This window comes from Carnobacterium sp., assembly GCF_040274945.1.
Taxonomy (GTDB): Bacteria; Bacillota; Bacilli; order Lactobacillales; family Carnobacteriaceae; genus Carnobacterium_B.
Genome location: NZ_JBEMAR010000002.1, coordinates 168,049 through 187,892, shown reverse-complemented (window position 1 = coordinate 187,892; position 19,844 = coordinate 168,049). Strand labels below are relative to the sequence as shown.

General features: G+C 35.0%; 15 protein-coding genes. 9 read left to right on the top strand and 6 right to left on the bottom strand.

The features are described from left to right. Positions 1–3: 3 nt before the first annotated feature. The 4 genes from glgA to ABS916_RS03265 all read left to right on the top strand — a co-directional run bounded on the left by glgA (position 4) and on the right by ABS916_RS03265 (position 7,407). Positions 4–1,440, top strand: a complete 1,437-nt coding sequence (gene glgA, locus ABS916_RS03280; RefSeq protein ID WP_350450546.1) for a glycogen synthase GlgA — start codon at positions 4–6, stop codon at positions 1,438–1,440. A 114-nt stretch (positions 1,441–1,554) separates the two neighbouring features. Then, positions 1,555–3,990, top strand: a complete 2,436-nt coding sequence (locus ABS916_RS03275; protein WP_350450545.1) for a glycogen/starch/alpha-glucan phosphorylase — start codon at positions 1,555–1,557, stop codon at positions 3,988–3,990. Between the two features lie 43 nt (positions 3,991–4,033). Beyond that, positions 4,034–5,893 carry a glycoside hydrolase family 13 protein gene (locus ABS916_RS03270; protein ID WP_350450544.1) on the top strand — a complete coding sequence of 620 codons (1,860 nt, stop codon included), beginning with the start codon at positions 4,034–4,036 and terminating at the stop codon, positions 5,891–5,893. 236 nt (positions 5,894–6,129) lie between these two features. Continuing rightward, on the top strand, positions 6,130–7,407 hold the full coding sequence (locus ABS916_RS03265) for an NCS2 family permease (protein ID WP_350450543.1): 1,278 nt from the start codon (positions 6,130–6,132) through the stop codon (positions 7,405–7,407). Between the two features lie 102 nt (positions 7,408–7,509). Here the strand turns inward: ABS916_RS03265 and ABS916_RS03260 are convergent, their stop codons facing one another. Further along, the gene (locus ABS916_RS03260) at positions 7,510–8,244 is read right to left on the bottom strand and encodes a ZIP family transporter (RefSeq protein ID WP_350450542.1); all 735 of its coding nucleotides are present in this window, start codon (positions 8,242–8,244) and stop codon (positions 7,510–7,512) included. 145 nt (positions 8,245–8,389) lie between these two features. Then, a complete protein-coding gene (locus ABS916_RS03255; protein WP_350450541.1) occupies positions 8,390–9,016 on the bottom strand; it encodes a DsbA family oxidoreductase in 627 nt (208 codons plus the stop codon). 188 nt (positions 9,017–9,204) lie between these two features. On the opposite strand from ABS916_RS03255, the gene ABS916_RS03250 reads away from it, so the two are divergent. Further along, positions 9,205–10,878, top strand: coding sequence for a peptide ABC transporter substrate-binding protein (locus tag ABS916_RS03250; RefSeq protein ID WP_350450540.1), 1,674 nt, complete (start codon positions 9,205–9,207; stop codon positions 10,876–10,878). Between the two features lie 110 nt (positions 10,879–10,988). Here ABS916_RS03250 and ABS916_RS03245 read toward each other — a convergent pair whose 3' ends face one another. After that, positions 10,989–11,345: a hypothetical protein gene (locus ABS916_RS03245; RefSeq protein ID WP_350450539.1), complete on the bottom strand. Its 357-nt coding sequence runs from the start codon at positions 11,343–11,345 to the stop codon at positions 10,989–10,991. Between the two features lie 139 nt (positions 11,346–11,484). Then, the gene (locus ABS916_RS03240; RefSeq protein ID WP_350450538.1) at positions 11,485–11,859 is read right to left on the bottom strand and encodes a DUF4828 domain-containing protein; all 375 of its coding nucleotides are present in this window, start codon (positions 11,857–11,859) and stop codon (positions 11,485–11,487) included. A 311-nt stretch (positions 11,860–12,170) separates the two neighbouring features. Here ABS916_RS03240 and ABS916_RS03235 point away from each other — a divergent pair, with 311 nt between their 5' ends. Next, complete coding sequence (locus tag ABS916_RS03235; RefSeq protein WP_350450537.1) at positions 12,171–13,523, top strand: aspartate kinase; 1,353 nt, start codon at positions 12,171–12,173, stop codon at positions 13,521–13,523. A gap of 345 nt (positions 13,524–13,868) precedes the next feature. Here ABS916_RS03235 and ABS916_RS03230 read toward each other — a convergent pair whose 3' ends face one another. Both ABS916_RS03230 and ABS916_RS03225 read right to left on the bottom strand, forming a co-directional pair. Beyond that, a complete protein-coding gene (locus ABS916_RS03230) occupies positions 13,869–14,693 on the bottom strand; it encodes an undecaprenyl-diphosphate phosphatase (protein WP_350450536.1) in 825 nt (274 codons plus the stop codon). Positions 14,694–14,829: 136 nt separating this feature from the next. After that, positions 14,830–15,813: a YeiH family protein gene (locus ABS916_RS03225; protein WP_350450535.1), complete on the bottom strand. Its 984-nt coding sequence runs from the start codon at positions 15,811–15,813 to the stop codon at positions 14,830–14,832. A 180-nt stretch (positions 15,814–15,993) separates the two neighbouring features. Between ABS916_RS03225 and ABS916_RS03220 the strand changes: the two genes are divergently transcribed. The 3 genes from ABS916_RS03220 to ABS916_RS03210 all read left to right on the top strand — a co-directional run bounded on the left by ABS916_RS03220 (position 15,994) and on the right by ABS916_RS03210 (position 19,836). Then, positions 15,994–18,150, top strand: a complete 2,157-nt coding sequence (locus ABS916_RS03220; protein WP_350450534.1) for a glycoside hydrolase family 3 N-terminal domain-containing protein — start codon at positions 15,994–15,996, stop codon at positions 18,148–18,150. A 137-nt stretch (positions 18,151–18,287) separates the two neighbouring features. After that, entirely contained in the window at positions 18,288–18,797 is a 510-nt protein-coding gene (locus ABS916_RS03215; RefSeq protein ID WP_502880576.1) for a PTS sugar transporter subunit IIA, read from the top strand. A 316-nt stretch (positions 18,798–19,113) separates the two neighbouring features. Beyond that, entirely contained in the window at positions 19,114–19,836 is a 723-nt protein-coding gene (locus ABS916_RS03210; RefSeq protein ID WP_350450533.1) for an ABC transporter ATP-binding protein, read from the top strand. Positions 19,837–19,844 lie beyond the last annotated feature (8 nt).

Below are 19,844 nucleotides of genomic sequence, written 5' to 3'. Positions count from 1 at the left end.
AAAATGAAAGTTTTATTTGCTGCGGCGGAATGTGCTCCTTTTTTTAAGACCGGAGGATTAGGGGATGTCGCAGGTGCTTTGCCAAAAGAGTTGAAAAAACAAGGAATAGATGTACGTGTTGTATTGCCATTGTATGGTACGATGCCTCAAAAATACAAAGATCAATTAGTAGATGTAGCGCAGTTTGAAGTGAAAGTTGGTTGGAGAAGTCAATATTGTGGGATTAAAAAGTTACGGAAAGATGAGGTTATCTATTACTTTATTGATAATTTGTATTATTTTGATCGCCCTAGCATTTATGGTTTTGACGATGATAGCGAACGATTTGCTTTTTTTGCACAAGCTATTTGTGAGATGTTAGAAAAAATAGAATTTGTCCCAGATGTTCTGCATGTGAACGATTGGCATACGTCTATTATTCCTGTTTTGCTAAAGGATAAATATCAATGGATCACAAGTTACCAATCGATAAAAACGATTTTGACTATTCATAATTTACAGTTTCAAGGTGTTTTTGACCAACTTGTATTATCTGATTTATATGGAATAGGGTACAATGCTTTTCACGAACACGGCTTAAAATATTATGATGATATCAATTGTTTAAAAGGTGGGATTTTTTATGCGGATCAAGTCACAACCGTTAGTCCAACATATGCACAGGAAATCCAAACACCTCAATTTGGCGAAAATTTAGACGGTGTATTACGGTTCAATAGTTACAAGTTAAGCGGTATTTTAAATGGAATCGATTATGAGGTCTTTGATCCTGAGACAGATAATGCTATCCCAGCACATTTTTCCACAAAAAATTTAAAAGGAAAGACGGTTAATAAAACAACTTTGCAAGAGCGAGTTGGATTACCGGTAAATGAGAAAATAGCATTAATGTCTATGGTGAGTAGGTTAACAACTCAAAAAGGCTGCAATTTATTGCGAGATAAAATTGATGAACTGATGCATCGTAATATTCAAGTTCTCATATTAGGTACCGGTGAAAAAGAATACGAAGACAGTTTCAATTATTTCACTTGGAAATATCCAGATAAATTTAAAGTGATTGTTGATTTTGATGTGGCTCTAGCCCAGCATATCTATGCAGGAAGCGATTTGTTTATTATGCCCTCAGCATTTGAACCTTGTGGATTGTCTCAACTTAACTCACTTCGGTATGGTACATTGCCGATCGTTCATGAAACGGGTGGATTAAAAGACACCGTTCAACCTTATAATCCATATACAGGGGAAGGGACCGGCTTTAGTTTCAATGATTTCCGTTCGACTGTCATGGTCGAAACGATTGACCGTGCCTTGACGGTTTATTATGATGAGCCTAAAAATTGGACGTCATTAGTAAAACAAGCAATGTCTAAAGACTTTAGTTGGGAAAAATCCACTAACGATTATATACAAGTTTATACAGCAATGGTTAAAGCATAATGAAGAGCTTCAACAGGCACATAAAAATAGGCAACTATTCTTATTTTGACTGTTGAAGTTTCTTTATTTACCAGAAGATTCAATAGTTCAATCAAAAAGAATAAGAGGAGAATAATGATGTTAACAACTACTGAATTTAAAGAAGAATTCGAGAAAATAATTGAAGTACTTTATGCCTCAAATTTAGAAGATACTTCTTCCATACAGCAATATACAGCTTTAGGCAATTTTATAAAAAGTTATTCTTCTGATAATTGGAACCAAACCAATCAACTGTATTTAGAAAAAAAAGTAAAACAAGTCTACTATTTTTCAATGGAATTTTTACCTGGGCGTATGCTGAAAAGCAATTTGTTGAATTTAGGTATTTTAGATATTGTGCGAGAAGGAATTGCTGAAATGGGGTTAGATTTCGAAACGATTGTAAAATCAGAAGTAGATCCAGCTTTAGGTAATGGTGGATTGGGTCGATTAGCTTCTTGTTTTATGGATTCAATTGCTTCTCTAGGTATTCCGGGCAACGGTACAGGTATTCGTTACCGTTATGGTTTGTTTCAACAAAAATTTGTAGATGGGTATCAAGTTGAATTGCCAGAAAACTGGCTACGTAACGGAAATGTTTGGGAAGTCAGAAAAGAAAATAAAGCTGTCATGGTTCGTTATGGCGGCGAAGTGTATTTGAAAGAAGATGGCGAAAATAAACTGCGCCCTATCTATTCGAATACCCAAAATATTTTAGCAGTGCCTTATGACACAGGAATGATAGGATATGAGAATGATGTTGTAAACAATCTTCGCTTATGGTCAGCTGAAATTCCCCCTGAAGAAGAGATACGTTACAAGACGATTGCTGAACGAGAAGTAGTCAACCAGATTACAGAGGTACTTTATCCAGATGACTCAAATTATGAAGGACAGCTTCTTAGGTTGAGACAAGAGTATTTTTTTACATCTGCAGGTATTCAAAGTATTGTACGATTTTTCAAAAAACAAAATCAGCCATGGAGTGAGTTTCCAAATAAAATCGCTATTCATGTAAATGATACACATCCAGCTTTATGTGTTCCAGAATTGATGCGTATTTTATTAGATGAAGAAGGACTTAGTTGGGAAAATGCATGGGATATTACGAAAAAGTCTATTAGTTATACCAACCATACCATCATGCAAGAAGCTATGGAAAAATGGCCGGTCGATATGGTTCAAGGGTTGCTGCCTCGTATTTATCAAATCATTGAAGCAATCAATCAACGTCATATAGATAGAAAAATCCCCTTATATGGAGAAGAATTGACGTATCGTACTACTATTATTTCAGACGGTTATGTTAAAATGGCGCACTTAGCTATCATTGGAAGTCACAGTGTAAATGGGGTTGCCCAATTACATACAGATATTTTAAAAGAAGAAACGCTGCACGATTTTTATAAAATGTATCCATCTAAATTTAATAATAAAACGAATGGTATTACGCAAAGAAGATGGCTTCATTTAGCTAACGAAAAGTTAACGCAGCTGATTGATGATAAGATCGATCAAGAGTGGAAAACGAATCCAGCTGAATTAAGACAGTTTAAGGTCTATTCAAAAGATCCAGAAACACTAAAACAATTATCTGATATCAAACTTGAAAATAAAAAACGATTTGCGTTTTATGCAAAAGAAAAATACGGTATTGAAATTGATCCTACAGCATTATTTGATGTGCAAATAAAAAGACTACATGCATACAAGCGTCAATTATTAAATGCGTTGCATATCTTAGACCGTTATTTGAAAATCAAAGACGATCCTACCCTTGATTTACAGCCAAGAGTCTTTATTTTTGGAGCAAAAGCAGCTCCTAGCTACGTTTATGCAAAGCAAATCATTAAGTTTATTAATGCATTAGCTCAGTTAGTAAATAACGATCCAGATATAGGCAATAAAATAAAAGTGGTATTTGTAGAAAATTATGGTGTTTCATTAGCCGAGTTGATTATTCCAGCTGCAGATATCAGTGAACAAATATCATTAGCAGGAAAAGAAGCTTCAGGAACAAGTAACATGAAGTTGATGTTAAATGGTGCTTTGACCATGGCAACATTGGATGGTGCTAATATTGAAATTAAAGATTTAGTAGGAGAAGACAATATTTTTCTATTTGGTTTGACGAATGACGAAGTTAATCAGATGAATCGAGAGGGTAATTATTCTTCGATAGCCGTTATGGAAGCCAATCCGCGTTTGACTCGAGTCCTAAATTGCCTAATCAATGGTACTATTCCAGGTATCGAAGAAGAAGGCCAAGTAATCTATGACTCATTAACATTATTTAATGATGAGTATTATGTTTTGCAAGATTTTGCAAGTTTTGTTGCAGCTCAAGAAAGAGCAGATAACCTATATCAAGACAAACAGGCGTGGAACCAAAAGGCATTGATCAATATTGCAAGTTCTGGTCCGTTTTCTGCCGATTTTACAATCATGCGCTACGCTGATGAAATATGGAATGTTAAGGGGAAATCTGAAAAACAGGCTTCTTTTTTAAAAGGCAACCAGCCAATATAAAAGATTAATAAGACGGCAACTACAATAGAACTGAGGAAATAAAATGACTGAAATGATTTATTACAATTCGTGGTTATCAGAATATAAAAAACCATTTGGAGCTGTACCGATCAATCAAAAAGTAACCTTTACGATTACATGTAAGTGGCCGGTAATCGAACCAGTCTACCTAATTGTACAAAAGGATTTTGGAGATACATTTGAAGTCAAGATGCATTCTATCGGACAATTTCAATACCAAGTTACGATTCAATTAACGGAAGGACAAGGATTGTATTATTATTTTTTTAAAGTACTTGTTCAAAAAAATCAACAAGACGAAGTCGTTTACTATGGGAACAATCAACGGTCTAAGGGTGGAGAAGGCCAAGTTTATAAACGAGAACATGAGGTGAAGCCATATCAACTAACGAGTTATTTATATACAGATTCTTCACCTAAATGGTACCGAGAGGGAATAGCGTATCATATTTTTGTAGATCGTTTTTACAATGGCACTGAGGACGGAAAAGTGCTGAATCCTAAAAAAAATTCCTTTCTCTATGCTGATCAAGAGGACCTGCCCATGTACATCAAAAATGAAAAGGGAGAAGTTGTTCGTTGGGAATTTTATGGTGGCAATTTAAAGGGAATCATCCAAAAATTACCTTATTTAAAAGAAATGAGTATCACTATTTTATATCTTAGTCCATTATTTGAAGCTCGAAGCAATCACAAATACGATACAGGTGACTATCTGAAAATTGATTCAATGTTTGGCGATCAAGACACGTTTAAGGAACTGATTCAAAAAGCTAAAGAGTTTGGGATGCGGATTATTTTAGACGGCGTATTTAACCATTCAGGTGCAGACAGCCGTTACTTCAACCGATATGGAACATATCCTGGAATGGGAGCTTATCAATCTAAGGAAAGTCATTATTTTGATTGGTACACGTTTAAAAAATTTCCAGATCACTATGAATCATGGTGGGGTGTAAAAGATTTACCAAAGTTGAATACAGAAAATCCAAAGGTCCAGTCCTTTTTGTATAAAGATCAAAATAGTGTAATCCGAAAATGGTCAAAATTAGGATTAGGCGGCTGGCGTTTGGATGTAGCTGATGAATTATCTGATGATGTACTAAAAGGGATACGGTTGGCATTAGAAGAAACAGTTGAAGATTCAGTATTGATTGGTGAAGTGTGGGAAGATGCCTCAAATAAAATTGCTTATAATAAACGCCGTCATTACATTGAAGGAGGTCAATTGCATGGGGCGATGAATTACCCTTTTCGGGCAATTATTATTGGACTTCTTCAAGGGTCAATTACTCCGCAAGAAGCTGCTGAGATGTGGATGAATTTAAAAGAAAATTATCCTGTAGAAGCTTTTAAAAGTAATTTTAATAATATTGGCACACATGATACCGAAAGAATCTACACTGTTTTAAATCAGAATGTAGCAAAGTTAAAACAAGCAATGGTCTTATTATTTATTGTTCCAGGAGTTCCTTGTTTTTATTATGGGGATGAAGCAGGTGTGGAAGGAAATGCAGATCCTGATAATCGCCGGATGTATCCGTGGGGAAAAGAGAATAAAGAGATTCAAACTTTTGTAAAAAAATTAGCTGCTATCCGTAGCAAAGAAACCAGTTTGAAAGATGGGGACTTTTATTCCTTTTCACAGGGTGAATTAATGGGAATCGTTAGGTTGAGCAACCAAGAAGAGTTTGTCATTATGATTTTAAACACAGCTAATAAAGAGAATCGTTTAGAAACATCGGCTATTCCAGAGCAGTATGATTTTAAAATCTCATCTTTTTTGGACAAAAATCAACTGAATCATATTCAACTACAACCCAATAAAGCTGTTCTTTTGATAAAAGAACAAGGTCAAGAAGCAAAGACTACTATATTTTAAGCATCGATAAATGAAGAAGTATTTATAGAGAAATATATTTCTCTATGAATACTTCTTTTGTCTTTCTATCGTAAAAAAAATACATGACTTTTTGTGCTGTAGATGTTAAAATCAAACGTTGGGGCGTGTAAGGAAAGAAAACTTTCTTTTTTGCTGTGCAAGCTTTAAAAAGACTGCAGCCCATGTCTCCAGATTACTTGTGTTTGAGAAAACACATCGAAAAGGAGAAAAAAATAGTGAATTTTTTTAAATTGAAAGAAAACCAAACAAGTATTAAACAAGAAATGATAGCGGGTATTACATCATTTTTCGCGCTATCGTATATTATTATAGTCAATCCATTAATATTAGCTGAAGCAGGGATTCCACCTGAGTTAAGTGTGTTCGGTACGATTTTAGTTTCTGCTGTTGGAAGCATTTTAATGGGTTTATGGGGAAATGCTCCACTGGTGCTCACTCCTGGTATGGGAGTTAATGCTTTCTTTACGTATACAATCGTAGGTTCATTGGGGCTATCTTGGCAGCAAGCCTTAGCGGTAGTTTTTGTCTCTGGAATAATTTTTACTGGTATTGCCTATACTTCTATCAGCAAGTTGTTAGTAGATGCGATTCCCGATTCATTAAAACACGGTATTACAGCCGGAATCGGACTTTTCTTAGTCGTCATTGGACTAGAAAATGGTGGTATTCTTACGGATGGAGGAGCCAACTCATTTATTACGTTAGGAGATTTGTCTCAGCCGCTTGTCTTACTCGCTGTCATTGGAATTTTATTATCCGGTGTGCTTTATCTAAGAAACGTACCAGGAAGCTTTTTTATTGGAATTGCAGTTATTACTATTATTTCATTGGTAACTGGCGTTCATGAAGCAGGAGCCTCTTCATTCTCATTGAGTAATCTATCAAATTATCCCGCACTTGTAGGAGCTTTTGATTTTTCAACAATCCTTAGTGTGCCGTTTATTTTAGCCGTATTTTCTTTGACAATGATCTTAATTTTTGAATCTATAGGTTTGTTTGAAGGCATGTTAGAAGATAAGAATCGTTTTACGAGCGCTTTTAAAGTCAGTGGAGTCATGACGCTTGTATCAAGTCTACTTGGAACGAGCCCGACTATACCAGCAGCTGAAAGTGCATCTGGTATTAAAGCTGGTGGAAAGACCGGTTTAACAGCTGTGTTTGCTGGAGGACTATTTTTACTTTCACTAGTTTTCACACCATTGTTGTCTTATATTCCAAATGCTGCACTATCACCTGTTATTGTAATAACTGGAGCGATTATGATGGAAAACTTAAAACATATTCCATTTGATGATTTTAGTGAATGGTTCCCTGCCTTTTTAATTATAGTGATGATTCCTTTAACATCAAGTATCGTTGATGGATTAGCTTTTGGTTTTGTAGCCTATCCTATTTTTAAATTAGCAAATGGCGAATTTTTCTTAGTAAAAAAAGCGATGAAAGTCGTATCCTTCTTATTCTTACTCACGATGGTTGCTATTGCAATTATCTAAGCAGTAATAGTACTAAAATGTGTTTATAAAAAAATTATACAGAAAAACCCTTGAAATCAAAATTCTGATTTCAAGGGTTTTTCTATGCGTTCAAAATGAACCTTAAAGAAAGATTAACAGAAGAGAGTACCCGAACGAGCCAAACAAAAAACTGCCTATGCTGCTTTCTTGTTCTTGAGGAAGTTCTTCTTTCATGACATTGAGGATAACGCCACCAGCTATGAAGGCTTGCAAAATAGAGAGAAGCAGCTCATTTAGTTCGGTTAATGCTCCAATAAGCCATCCCAAAAGAATAGCTACGGTTAAAAGTACTCGACCATATTGATCATAAATATGCTGATGGTCTTTGCGTAAACTCCAGTCATTGGTTAGAAAATGAACACCTAAAGCGATAAAATAAAATAGCATTCCAAGAACAGTGTTGAATTCTTCTTGTACGAGTAAATACCCAATAATGGCATTGTAAATAAAAAAGGAACCAATATGAAGCCAAAAGATACCTGAACTAGCATCTTCGGGTTGTTTAAAACGAGGATTATTTTTAGAAATCTTGACTAAACGTTCTAAAGAGTAAAACAAGACTAGTCCAGCTAAAGCAATGACATAAATATGATGCTCTAAGTACCTCCAGGGACTATTTTTTAGTTCATTGACTAGTACTTCTTGGTAATGATTTAATTCTGGCAATAAATGGACAAATACATAGGCAACAGAAACTCCTGCTGAAAAAGATAAGAATTTACTTCTTGGCACGACATTCGCAAAGCGGATAGATTTAGAGAAAAAATGAATCAAAGCAAAGCCTACTGCACAAAAAAAGCTGAGTAAAATATACATGATGTTCCTCCTATCTCGATAATCCTATTCTAACTTTCTAGCGGATTAAACAGAACTATTTTGTCTTATGTTGGAGAATAATAGTTAGATAGGATTATAAAAAAGGAGTTGAGATTTTATTCTCAGCTCCTTTTTGGTATTCTATTTATGATTTTGCATCAATTTCTGCTAACACTTGCTCGAATACTTCAATAGGTTGAGCACCACTAACACCATATTGTTCATCGATAACAAAGAAAGGGACACCTTGAACGCCAATTTCAACTGCTTGAGCTTGATCTAAACGTACAGCATCTAAATAAGCATTTGAAGTTAGAATTTCTCTAACACGTGCTTCTTCTAATCCAATTGATTCGGCTAAGTGAACTAAGAAATCATCATCATTTAACCATTTGCCTTCAATAAAATAAGCTTTTTTAGCTAATTCCATAAATTCATTTCCTTTACCTTGTTCTTTGGCAAATTGAAATAAACGATGTGGTTTTAACGTATTACCATGTTGAATAGTCTCATAATGGTAATCTAAATCAACATTATTAGCCATTTGAGTAACTTGATTAAACATTGATTGAGCTTGATCAACGCTCATTCCTTTATGTTCAGCAAAATACTCTTCCATCGTACCTTCAACCTTTTCGGGTGCAGTTGGATCCAGTTCATAACTATGAAATTCGATTTCTATGTCTGTACGGTCTTTAATTGCGGCTTCTAAATGACGTTTTCCAATATAACAAAAAGGGCATACGAAATCCGACCAAATTGCAATTTTCATCTTTGATCACTCCTTAAAAATGCTTACTAATGATAAGCATAAAGGTAACGGAGCTTAAAAGTCAATTAAAGTTGATTTTTTAGATAAAAAAAAGCTTGCAAATAATAAATGAAATGTGTATATTTATTATCAAGTTCTAATTTAATTAAAAAAAGATTAAAATAAGATTAAAAACGGGGGATTTAGTTATGGAGAAGAAGAAATGGTGGAAATCTGGAGCCTTATTATTAACAGCAGGTATTTTGGTAGCTTGTGGAAATGAAGCAGATAGTGAAACATCTTCATCAAATTCAGGCGAAGGAGATTTAGCAGAAGAACAAGTACTGAACTTAGTTGAGATTGCGGAATTGCCTACAGGAGATACAGCATTAGCTACAGATACAGTTAGTTTTACCGTTTTTAATAACATCAACGAAGGATTGTATCGCCTTGATAAGGATAGCCAACCTATTCCAGCTTTAGCTCAAGAAGAAGCAACAGTCAGTGAAGACGGTTTAGAATACACATTTAAATTACGTGAAGATACAACTTGGTCAAATGGCGATCCTGTAACAGCTAAGGATTTTGTCTACGCTTGGCAAAGGGTTGTTGATCCTGAAACAGCCGCTTCATATTCTTACTTATTTGAAGGAATCAAAAATGCAACAGCTATCATTGGTGGAGAGGCTGAACCTGAAACTTTAGGAGTGGAAGCTGTTGGCGATTATGAATTAAAAGTTACGATGGAAACACCGGTACCATACTTTATTTCTTTAATGGCTTTCCCAACATTCTACCCTCAAAACCAAGCATTTGTAGAAGAACAAGGAGACAAATACGGTACTTCAGCAGAAACAATGGTCTTTAATGGACCCTTCACATTTAGCAATTGGGATGGAACAAACCTAAATTGGACTTACGAAAAGAATGATGATTATTGGGATGCTGAAAATGTTACTTTAGAAGAAATTAATGTTGAAGTTATTAAAGAAACGTCTACAGCACTAAACTTATACGATTCTGGTCAAATTGATCGAGTTAATTTAACCGGTGAGTTTGCTAAACAATACAAAGATAATGCAGATTATACTGTTGAAACAGAAGCAAGAACATCTTATCTTCAATTGAATCAAGAAAAAAATGGAGAAGAAACACCATTAGCTAATGAAAACTTACGTAAAGCAATTGCAACTGCTTATGATCATGAACTATTGGTTAGCGAAATCTTAGCAAATGGTTCTCAAACAGTAGGAGGTCTTGTTCCTTCTGAGTTAGCAGCGAATCCAACTTCTGGAGATGACTTCCGTGCAGAATCTGGAGACTACCTAGCCTTTGATCCTGATGCAGCTAAAGAATATTGGGAAGCAGCTAAGTCTGAACTAGGTACAGATACTGTAACATTAGAATTACTTGGCGATGATGATGAAACAAATAAAAAAGTTGGAGCTTACATGAAAGATCAAATTGAAACGAATTTGCCTGGTGTAGAAGTGACCTTGAAAAACGTTCCTTTTAAATCTCGTTTAGAATTGCAAACAAAACAAGATTACGATTTTGCTTTAGGTGGTTGGGGAGCTGACTTTGCTGATCCAGTAAACTTTATTGATTTAATGACATCAGAAAGTCCATACAACCGTTCTAGCTATAGTAATGCAGAATTTGACGAACTAGTTGCTTTATCTAAAGGAGAGAACGCAACAGATGTTGATGCACGTTGGACAAACTTGCTTGATGCAGAAAAAATCTTATTAGAAGAAGCAGGTGTTGCTCCTCTATTCCAAAGAGCTGCAGCAACTTTACAAAAAGAATATGTTAAGGATATTTACAACCACCAAGTTGGAGCTAAATACACTTACAAAGATGCTTATATTGAAGCTCACTAAAAGTTGACTAAGCTTAAGTCATCCTTTAATAAGCAGGACTAAAAATGAGAAGAGCTCTAAACAAAGATTCTATATCTTTGGTTTAGAGCTCTTTCTATTTAACTACGTATTTAGGATTGATTCACTTTAGAAACTATTCGATTTGTTTGTAAATCAAAAAGAATGTTGCAAACAAACAGAGCAGCTAAAATGAAGACACTCACAGCTGTATTATCCCCCAGGTAAAAATGAACAAAGAGAGAATAGATGATTATTTTTGCAATAAGCTGGAGGCTAAAGACTTGCTTAAGTTTTTTTACTAGTGGTACAGTTGGCTTTTCTTTGATTTTTTTTATGATCCTACGATCATTCACAAGAAAAATGCGCACAAATTGATTCTCAAAATCATAGGCACTAAAATGACGTAAGGCTAATAAATTACCCATCACGTAGAAAACAATCAATCCGATTAAAAGGTATTGAAACAAGAGCAGTACTCCTTTCTGAGCAGTGAAGAATGTTTTGAATACCTATTATAACATAATGGATATAGAAAATAATTTCATTAATAGATAGACAACTGGAACTAGTAAAACCCACCCATGAGGTTGATATCATGGATGGGTTTTACTCTGTTAAAACAAATAAACAATCTTTCTCATCTGCATCATCATAAAAAGACAACGTATCATTCGCTTGACGTTTAGCAATTAATTCATAGCCGTAATGATCGGTGAAAACAAGTTGCTGATGGGAGATAGACGTGATGCTTCCTGCAATAGGATGACCATTAATAAGAAACTCGCCATCTTTTGTGATTTTTAAAAGCCTCCGTTTATCATTTGTTTCCTGATTGCTCCAAGTTCCAATAAAAGAAGATAATGGATCTTGAATAAATGGACTTTTAGATAAAGTATTTTTTTTCTTTGAAACAGAATTTCCTAGCAATCCTGCCACAACAGAAAATCCAAAAAAATAGTTAATGTATTTATTTATCTTCATATTTTTTCTCCCATAAATAAGTAATAGAATAAGTGCGTTTATAAAAAATGTTGTCAATTTCAACTTCTTTATTATATGCTTATTTATGTGAATTAAATAGGGACTAAAGTATTATTTTGATGTCAAATTGATGTTAAATAGATTACTAAAAGTAAAAGAGCAAGAATAAATGAAATATAGCTACTTTTTTCTTAAATCAATAGAAAGACTTGATTATCAATAAAAAACAGTCCAAAATATAGAAATATGCTTCTTTCCCTAGTATAGTAATAAATGAAAGTAAATAAAAAATGATAAAGGATGTTACTTTGATGAACGTGATTAAATTTGGTGGAAGCTCTTTAGCTTCAGGAAGTCAGTTAAAAAAAGTAGTGCAAATCGTAAAAGAAGATTCTGCACGGAAAATAGTTGTCGTATCGGCTCCTGGTAAGCGTTCAGCAGAAGATGAAAAGGTAACAGACCTGTTGATTGGATTTGGAATGAAAGCACTTGTCGGACATGATTATAGTGCAGTATTGGGTAAGATTATAAATCGGTACCAAAGTATTGCAGAAGAGTTAGGGTTGGGAAATGAAATCATTGATGAAATCAAAACCAATTTAGATTCATTAGTTAACGGCAATAAAGACGAACCTGATTATTATTTAGATGCTTTTAAAGCAAGTGGTGAGAATAATAATGCCAAATTAGTAGCGGCTTATTTTAATCAAGAAGGTGTGCCAGCTCATTATATGGATCCCCAAGAAGCAGGCTTGATCGTAACGAATGAACCAGGAAATGCTCAAGTTTTATCGGAAAGTTACGAACAATTGTATAAATTGCGCGAGAGTAAAGAAGTCATTATCTTCCCAGGTTTTTTTGGCTACACTAAAGATGGAAAAGTGTGTACTTTTTCCAGAGGTGGATCAGATATTACTGGCTCAATATTAGCAAATGGAATAAAAGCAGATCTATACGAGAACTTTACAGATGTCGATGCTATTTTTGCTGCTAATCCTAATGTAGTAGAGAATCCTATTGGTATAAAAGAATTAACTTATCGTGAAATGCGTGAGCTTTCATATGGTGGTTTTTCAGTTTTACATGATGAAGCTTTGCAACCGGCATTTAAATTAGGAATTCCAGTTCAAATCAAAAATACAAATAATCCATCAGCACCGGGTACACGAATCATGAAAGAACGTCAAATGTCGGAACAAAGCGTCATCGGGATCGCAAGTTCAAGTGGCTTCAGCAGTATCTATATTGATAAGTATCTGATGAACCGCGAAATTGGTTTTGGGCGTAAAGTTTTGGAAATTCTGGAATCAAAAGGGATCAGTTATGAACATATGCCTTCAGGAATTGATAATTTAACGATTATTTTGCACAGCGATCAAATGACTACAGAAGAAGAACACTCTTTATTGGTACAATTGAAAGAAGAGTTGGATGCAGATAGCGTAACAGTTGAACGCAACATTGCATTGATCATGATTGTAGGAGAGGGCATGCGCGAAAAAATGTTTACAATGTCTAAAGCAGCGACGGCATTTTCTGAAAACAATATCAATATCGATATGATCAACCAAGGAGCTTCGGAAGTTAGTGTCATGTTTGGTATTCAAGCTAAACACGAAGACCTAGCAGTAAAAGCATTATATGAAGCGTTTTTTGTAAAATAAGAGTTTTATAAAAACTCTGGAACACTATCAATAGTTGTTAATCTCATTCTTCTATGGAAGGATGGGATTTTTTTGCTTCACTTGTCCATGAAACCAGTTTTCATGGACAAGTGAGCCATTTTTTTTAGTTCCCTCTTCCGTTAAGAACCGTTTCATGGATGAGTGAGCCGAATTTTTCGCTCCAGTTGTCCATCAAAGGCCATTTCATGGAAGAGTGGTACCAAATGGTGATCAGAAAAGCTTGAAAAATGCTGAAAAAAAACACATTCGTACTTCTGATGAAAAAAAACATCAAAAGTACGAATGTGTTTTGAACTAGGACGTTTGTCCTGAGCCATCTAGTGATTAACCAAATAAAAGGAAATAAGCAATAACAAGTACACCTAAAACAATTCTGTACCAACCAAAAGCTTTAAAGTCATTGTTTTTAATGTAGCCCATTAAGAATTTAATCGAGATAATAGACACTACAAATGCAACCAGCATTCCAGTTAAAAGAATCGCTACTTCCATACCTGTAAAGGCAAACCCAAACTTAAAGAGTTTAAGGAAACTTGCGCCAAACATAATAGGGATCGATAAGAAAAATGAATATTCTGTAGCAACGAAACGAGAAGTACCGATTAAGATAGCTCCTAGGATGGTTGCTCCCGAACGAGAAGTACCAGGAATCAATGAAAGAACTTGGAACATTCCAATAAGAAAAGCCGTTTTATACGTCAAATCTTTAAAAGAAGTGATCGAACTTTCTTTTCCTTTATTCCGATTTTCAATAACAATAAATAAAATTCCGTAAACAATTAGCATAATGGCAACTGTCCAATAATTGTATAAATGCTCGTTTAACCAGTCATCAAATAGAAAACCTAATACGGCTGCCGGAAGCACCCCAACGATTACTTTGTACCAGATAGAAAGCGTATCTTTCTTTTCTTCGGCCGTTTTCTTGGGTGAAAATGGGTTTAGCTTATGGAAAAAAATCAACACTACTGCCAGAATGGCACCTAGTTGGATGACAACAAAAAACATTTCTTTAAATCCTGCTGAAGCATCTAAATTAATAAATTGTTCTACCAAAATCATATGACCTGTGCTACTAATAGGTAGCCATTCTGTAACTCCTTCGACAATTCCTAAAAATGCCGCTTTTAATAATTCAATAAAAATCATGTTGTTCTCCTTTCAAATCAAAGCGTGAATTAAGACTCACAAAAATAAGTATACCTAAGATTAGCTCGTTATCCTATAGTCTTTAGACAAAATTAAATAATTTTTTAATCAGACTATCAATAGCCTTTAACTAAAATTAAAGTTGACCTTGAATGAACTGGACAAGTAAACTACTAGCTGCAACAAAGAACCAGGTGATCAGACCAAGTAAAACAGGTTTCACGCCTGTCTTTAAGAGCTCTTTAAAATTAGCAGATAAACCGATTGAAGCTAGTGCCATTGCAATCATGAAACGTGAAAGCCATTTGGCAGAAGTGACGAAAACTTCAGGAAGTATGCCTGTACTGCTGATCACAGAAGCAACTAGGAACCATAAGATAAACCATGGGAATATTTGCTTTAACGAGACTTTCTCAGCATTACGACGCTTCTTATAAAGTTGGATGCCAGCAATTAGTAATGAAACAGGTATGATCAACGTAGCTCTAGTCAATTTTACAATTGTAGCATAATCTCCAGCAGATTCACTATAACTGTAACCTGCAGCTACAACCGAAGAAGTGTCATTAATAGCTGTCCCTGCCCATAAACCAAAGCCGCTATCCGTTAAATTCATCAAATGCCCTATAAAAGGAAACAGAAAGACGGCTACAATATTAAATAAGAAGATGGTCGAGATGGATAAAGCTACCTCTTCATCTTTTGCGTCAATGATGGGTGAAACAGCGGCAATTGCTGAACCTCCACAGATGGCCGTTCCTACTCCTATTAAAGTTGTCGTGTTCATCGGAATATGTAACCATTTTCCTATTAAAAAAGCACTGATAAAAGCTACAGCAATCGTAATAAGCGTAACGCTTAGAGATGAAAGTCCTGTTGATTGGATATCTTGAATAGATAAACTAAAACCTAATAAGACAATCGAAGCTTGTAAGATTTTTTTTGAAGAAAATTTGATACCCGGCTGAAAGTCAGCAGGAGTACCGATTGTGTTGTTCACTAATAAACCTATTAGAATAGCAAATACAGCACTGCCAATAATCGGAAATACATTTCCCAATAGCGTAGCAATAAGTGCAATTGCAATGGAAAGAAAAAGCCCTTTATTAATTTTTTTCATGTATTGATCGTCCTTTCTCTAAGATTTATTTTAACTATAGCATATTTTTAAACAGGTATCGTTTGAGAAAGAAAAAAAATGATGATACAGTGATGTTGTGAAAACGATTTATTTAATGTGGTTACTCGATTTTGACGAAACTATTCCTTGCAGATAAAAAAATTAATAAGGAGGATTTCTATGGACTCGAATCACCTTCATCATTTGCTAAGTAAAATGACAAGAGAAGAAAAAGTTGGTCAAATGGTTCAATTAGCAGGCGAATTTTATAAAGAAGAAGATAGTGAAAACACTGGTCCCATGCATGAAATGAATTTATCTCCAGAGAAGATGACTACAATTGGTTCAGTACTTGGCATATCTGGTGCTCAAACATTAATAGACATCCAAAAGGAACATTTAGCAAAAAGTCGTCTAGGAATACCGCTATTGTTTATGGCGGATGTCATTCATGGATATCGTACAATTTTTCCAATTCCTTTAGGTATAGCTAGCACATGGGATCCTGATTTGGCTGAAGAAAGTGCTATTCTATCCGCAAAGGAAGCAGCTGTTTCAGGATTACATGTTACCTTTGCGCCCATGGTCGACTTAGTTCGTGATGCTCGCTGGGGAAGAGTCATAGAATCTACTGGAGAAGATTCTTATCTGAATCAACTATATGCACGTGCTTTTGTCAGAGGCTACCAAGGGAAAGATTTAGTGAATAATAAACTGAGTGTAGCAGCTTGTATCAAACACTTTGCTGGATATGGTGCGCCCGTAGCTGGCCGTGAATACAATACCGTTGAATTGTCCGAACGAACGTTAAGAGAAATGTACCTGCCCGCTTATCAAGCAGGAATCGATGAAGGCAGTAAACTAGTTATGACGGCATTTAATTCACTTGATGGTGTTCCAGCTACTGCCAATAAACCTTTGATGCGGGATATTCTACGAAAAGAATTTGGCTTTCAAGGTGTTCTGATATCAGATTGGGCTTCAGTTGGCGAAATGATTCCACATGGAGTTGCAGCTAATTTAAAGCAAGCTGCTGAGTTAGCAATAAAAGCAGGTGTAGATATCGAGATGATGACAGGCGGATACTTGAATTATTTACATGATCTGATAGAGGAAGGGGAAATTTCTGAAGCTCTTCTTGATGAAGCAGTATGGCGAATATTAACGTTAAAAAATGAGTTGGGTCTATTTGAAGATCCTTATCGCGGTGCAAATAGTAAAGAAGAAAAAACAATCGTATTTAGTTTAGAGCATCGAGAAAAAGCTAGGAAAATAGCTGAGGAATCAATGGTATTATTGAAAAATGAGAAACAAGTTTTACCTTTAAACAACCAACAAAAAATTGCATTATTTGTTCCAGAAGAACAATCCAGAGATGTTCTAGGTGCATGGTCTTGGAAAGGACAGCAAAAGGAAAGCGTGTCTGTCTATGAAGGATTGTTGCAACACGTTTCAAAAGAATCGATAATGCTGAAAACTTATTCTACCTTGAAAAATGAAAATCAAAATGACTGGCTAACAGACGTTGAAACTGTTGATGTGGTGATAATTGTAGGTGGAGAATCTTCCTATATGAGTGGAGAAGGAGCTAGCCGAAGCAATCTTAAATTACCAGCAGAACAGATTCAATTAATCAAGAAGCTTCGCACGATTGCTAAGCCCATTAGTTTGATTCTATTCAATGGCAGACCTTTAGATTTGACGGATATTATTCAAGATGTGGACAGCATGATAGAAGCCTGGTTTCCAGGTACAGAAGCTGGATCTGCAGTCGCGAATCTTCTATTTGGACTGAAAAATCCGAGTGGCAAATTAACGATGTCTTTTCCAAGAGCAGTTGGGCAAGTTCCTCTTTATTACAATCAAGACAGCACTGGACGCCCGTTGACACCGTATAATCAAGAAGATAAGTATCTTTCAAGATATCTGGATGTAGAGAACAGTCCACTTTTTCCTTTTGGTTTTGGATTAAGTTATACGCAATTTAAGTATAGTCCAATGCAGGTTACTGTAGCTGAATCTAAGGACGAGGTCACTATAGAAGTTACCATTACAAATAATGGGAACCTGTCAGGTACTGAAATCGTTCAGCTATATGTTAGAGATAAAGTAGGCGAAGTCGTTCGTCCAGTTAAAGAATTAAAAAGATTTAAAAAAGTATTTTTAGAACCAGATCAATCAGTTAAAGTTTTATTTCATTTGCAAGAACAAGACTTTGAATATGTGCATCAAGATTTATCTGTATCCGTTGAAGCTGGAGAGTTTGATTTAATGGTAGGCTCTAATAGCGAAGAGCTAGAAATTGAGACAATTTATTTAGATTTTCAAAAGAAATGAATAAAAATGCATTAAATAGTTCATTAACAGCCATTTTTGTTCTCTTCAAGGTATCTTTTATGGTATCATAAGGTGCAAACTTCTTATTGTTTCGATGATAAGAAGCAGACTATAAAATAAAGAAAGTAGGAATTGAAATGGGAATGTTCGATTTTTTGAAAAAAGATACTAAAAAGGAAAACAATGCAGCAGCAAAATTATTTGCACCTGCAAATGGTACAGTTGTAGCTATTGAAGATGTAGCAGATCCAGTTTTTTCACAAAAAATGATGGGTGACGGATTTGCAGTTATCCCAACAGACGGAAAAATTTATTCTCCAGTAACTGGGAAAATTGTCAGTGTATTTCCAACTAAGCATGCCATTGGAATTGAACTTCCAAATGGAGTAGAAGTACTTTTACACATGGGTCTAGATACTGTTGAATTAAATGGTGGACCGTTTACTAATTCAGTAGTTGAAGGAGACCAAGTAACACCTGAAACATTAGTTTCTACAGTTGACTTAGTTGCTCTTGAAGCTGCTGGAAAAGATAGCGCAATGGTTGTTGTCTTTACAAACATGGATAAAGTAGCTGATTTCACTTTAAGTGGAAAAGGACAAGCATCTGCTTCAGCAGAAATTGGAACACTTACAGCTAAAGCATAAAAAGAACTGTAATAAGTTTTTTGAAATCAAATTTGATGCAATCTACACCTCGAAAGCTAGAGTGAATTCTAGTTTTCGGGGTGTATTTGTGTCATTAAATAAACTAATGCGAATAAAACTATTCGCTAGTTTTTTTGGAAACAGTTGGGTGAGTTTATTTGCTTATAAAAATTGCTGTAAAGTAGAACAAAAAGGATTATGATTATCTATAGGAAACGAATGAAAGATTAATATTACATACTACAGAATAAAAAGAGAAGGTACTATAAAAATTTAAAGCATCAGCGAAGCATTTAAATCAGAGAGGAAGTATGAAATGTTAACAATAAATCATTTCAGTAAAACCTATAAAGGTGAAAAAAAGGCAGTAGATGATATCAGCCTTAAAGTAGAGGAAGGGGATATTTTTAGTTTCATAGGTCATAATGGAGCTGGGAAAAGTACCACAATCAAATCGATAGTGGGTATCCTTGATTATGAAGAAGGAGAAATTTTCATTGATGGTCATTCAATGAAAACAGAACCGCTTTTATGCAAGCAAGTTATTGCCTATATACCAGACAATCCAGATTTATATGAACATATGACGGGTATTCAGTATCTGAGTTTTATAGCAGATATCTTTAAAATTCCTACAGCTATTCGAGAAGAAAACGTGAAAAAATATGCAGATTTATTTGAAATCACTGGAAATCTGGGAGATCTAATTTCTTCCTACTCACATGGCATGAAGCAAAAGCTTGCTATTATTTCGGCTGTGATTCATAAGCCAAAGCTACTTGTATTAGATGAACCTTTTGTTGGTCTAGATCCTAAAGCTGCTGTTGTACTAAAAGAAATCATGCACGAACTGTGTGCACAGGGAAGTTCCGTCTTCTTTTCAACACATGTACTGGATACTGCAGAAAAACTTTGCAATAAAGTTGCGATGATTAATCATGGGAAACTTGTTTTTTCAGGAACGATGGAAGACATGTTAAAGGAGAAAAAGGGAAGTTCTTTAGAGGAAATCTTTATAGACATTTTGAATCAAGAATAATAAAAAAA

Bases quoted from the DNA above. Each gene is read 5' to 3' on its own strand.
- ABS916_RS03240 (WP_350450538.1), bottom strand. From the start codon at position 11,859: ATGAAGATAAATAAATACATTAACTATTTTTTTGGATTTTCTGTTGTG.
- ABS916_RS03230 (WP_350450536.1), bottom strand. From the start codon at position 14,693: ATGATTTTTATTGAATTATTAAAAGCGGCATTTTTAGGAATTGTCGAA.
- glgA (WP_350450546.1), top strand. From the start codon at position 4: ATGAAAGTTTTATTTGCTGCGGCGGAATGTGCTCCTTTTTTTAAGACC.
- ABS916_RS03270 (WP_350450544.1), top strand. From the start codon at position 4,034: ATGACTGAAATGATTTATTACAATTCGTGGTTATCAGAATATAAAAAA.
- ABS916_RS03215 (WP_502880576.1), top strand. From the start codon at position 18,288: ATGGGAATGTTCGATTTTTTGAAAAAAGATACTAAAAAGGAAAACAAT.
- ABS916_RS03235 (WP_350450537.1), top strand. From the start codon at position 12,171: ATGAACGTGATTAAATTTGGTGGAAGCTCTTTAGCTTCAGGAAGTCAG.
- ABS916_RS03255 (WP_350450541.1), bottom strand. From the start codon at position 9,016: ATGAAAATTGCAATTTGGTCGGATTTCGTATGCCCTTTTTGTTATATT.
- ABS916_RS03275 (WP_350450545.1), top strand. From the start codon at position 1,555: ATGATGTTAACAACTACTGAATTTAAAGAAGAATTCGAGAAAATAATT.
- ABS916_RS03260 (WP_350450542.1), bottom strand. From the start codon at position 8,244: ATGTATATTTTACTCAGCTTTTTTTGTGCAGTAGGCTTTGCTTTGATT.
- ABS916_RS03210 (WP_350450533.1), top strand. From the start codon at position 19,114: ATGTTAACAATAAATCATTTCAGTAAAACCTATAAAGGTGAAAAAAAG.
- ABS916_RS03220 (WP_350450534.1), top strand. From the start codon at position 15,994: ATGGACTCGAATCACCTTCATCATTTGCTAAGTAAAATGACAAGAGAA.
- ABS916_RS03250 (WP_350450540.1), top strand. From the start codon at position 9,205: ATGGAGAAGAAGAAATGGTGGAAATCTGGAGCCTTATTATTAACAGCA.
- ABS916_RS03225 (WP_350450535.1), bottom strand. From the start codon at position 15,813: ATGAAAAAAATTAATAAAGGGCTTTTTCTTTCCATTGCAATTGCACTT.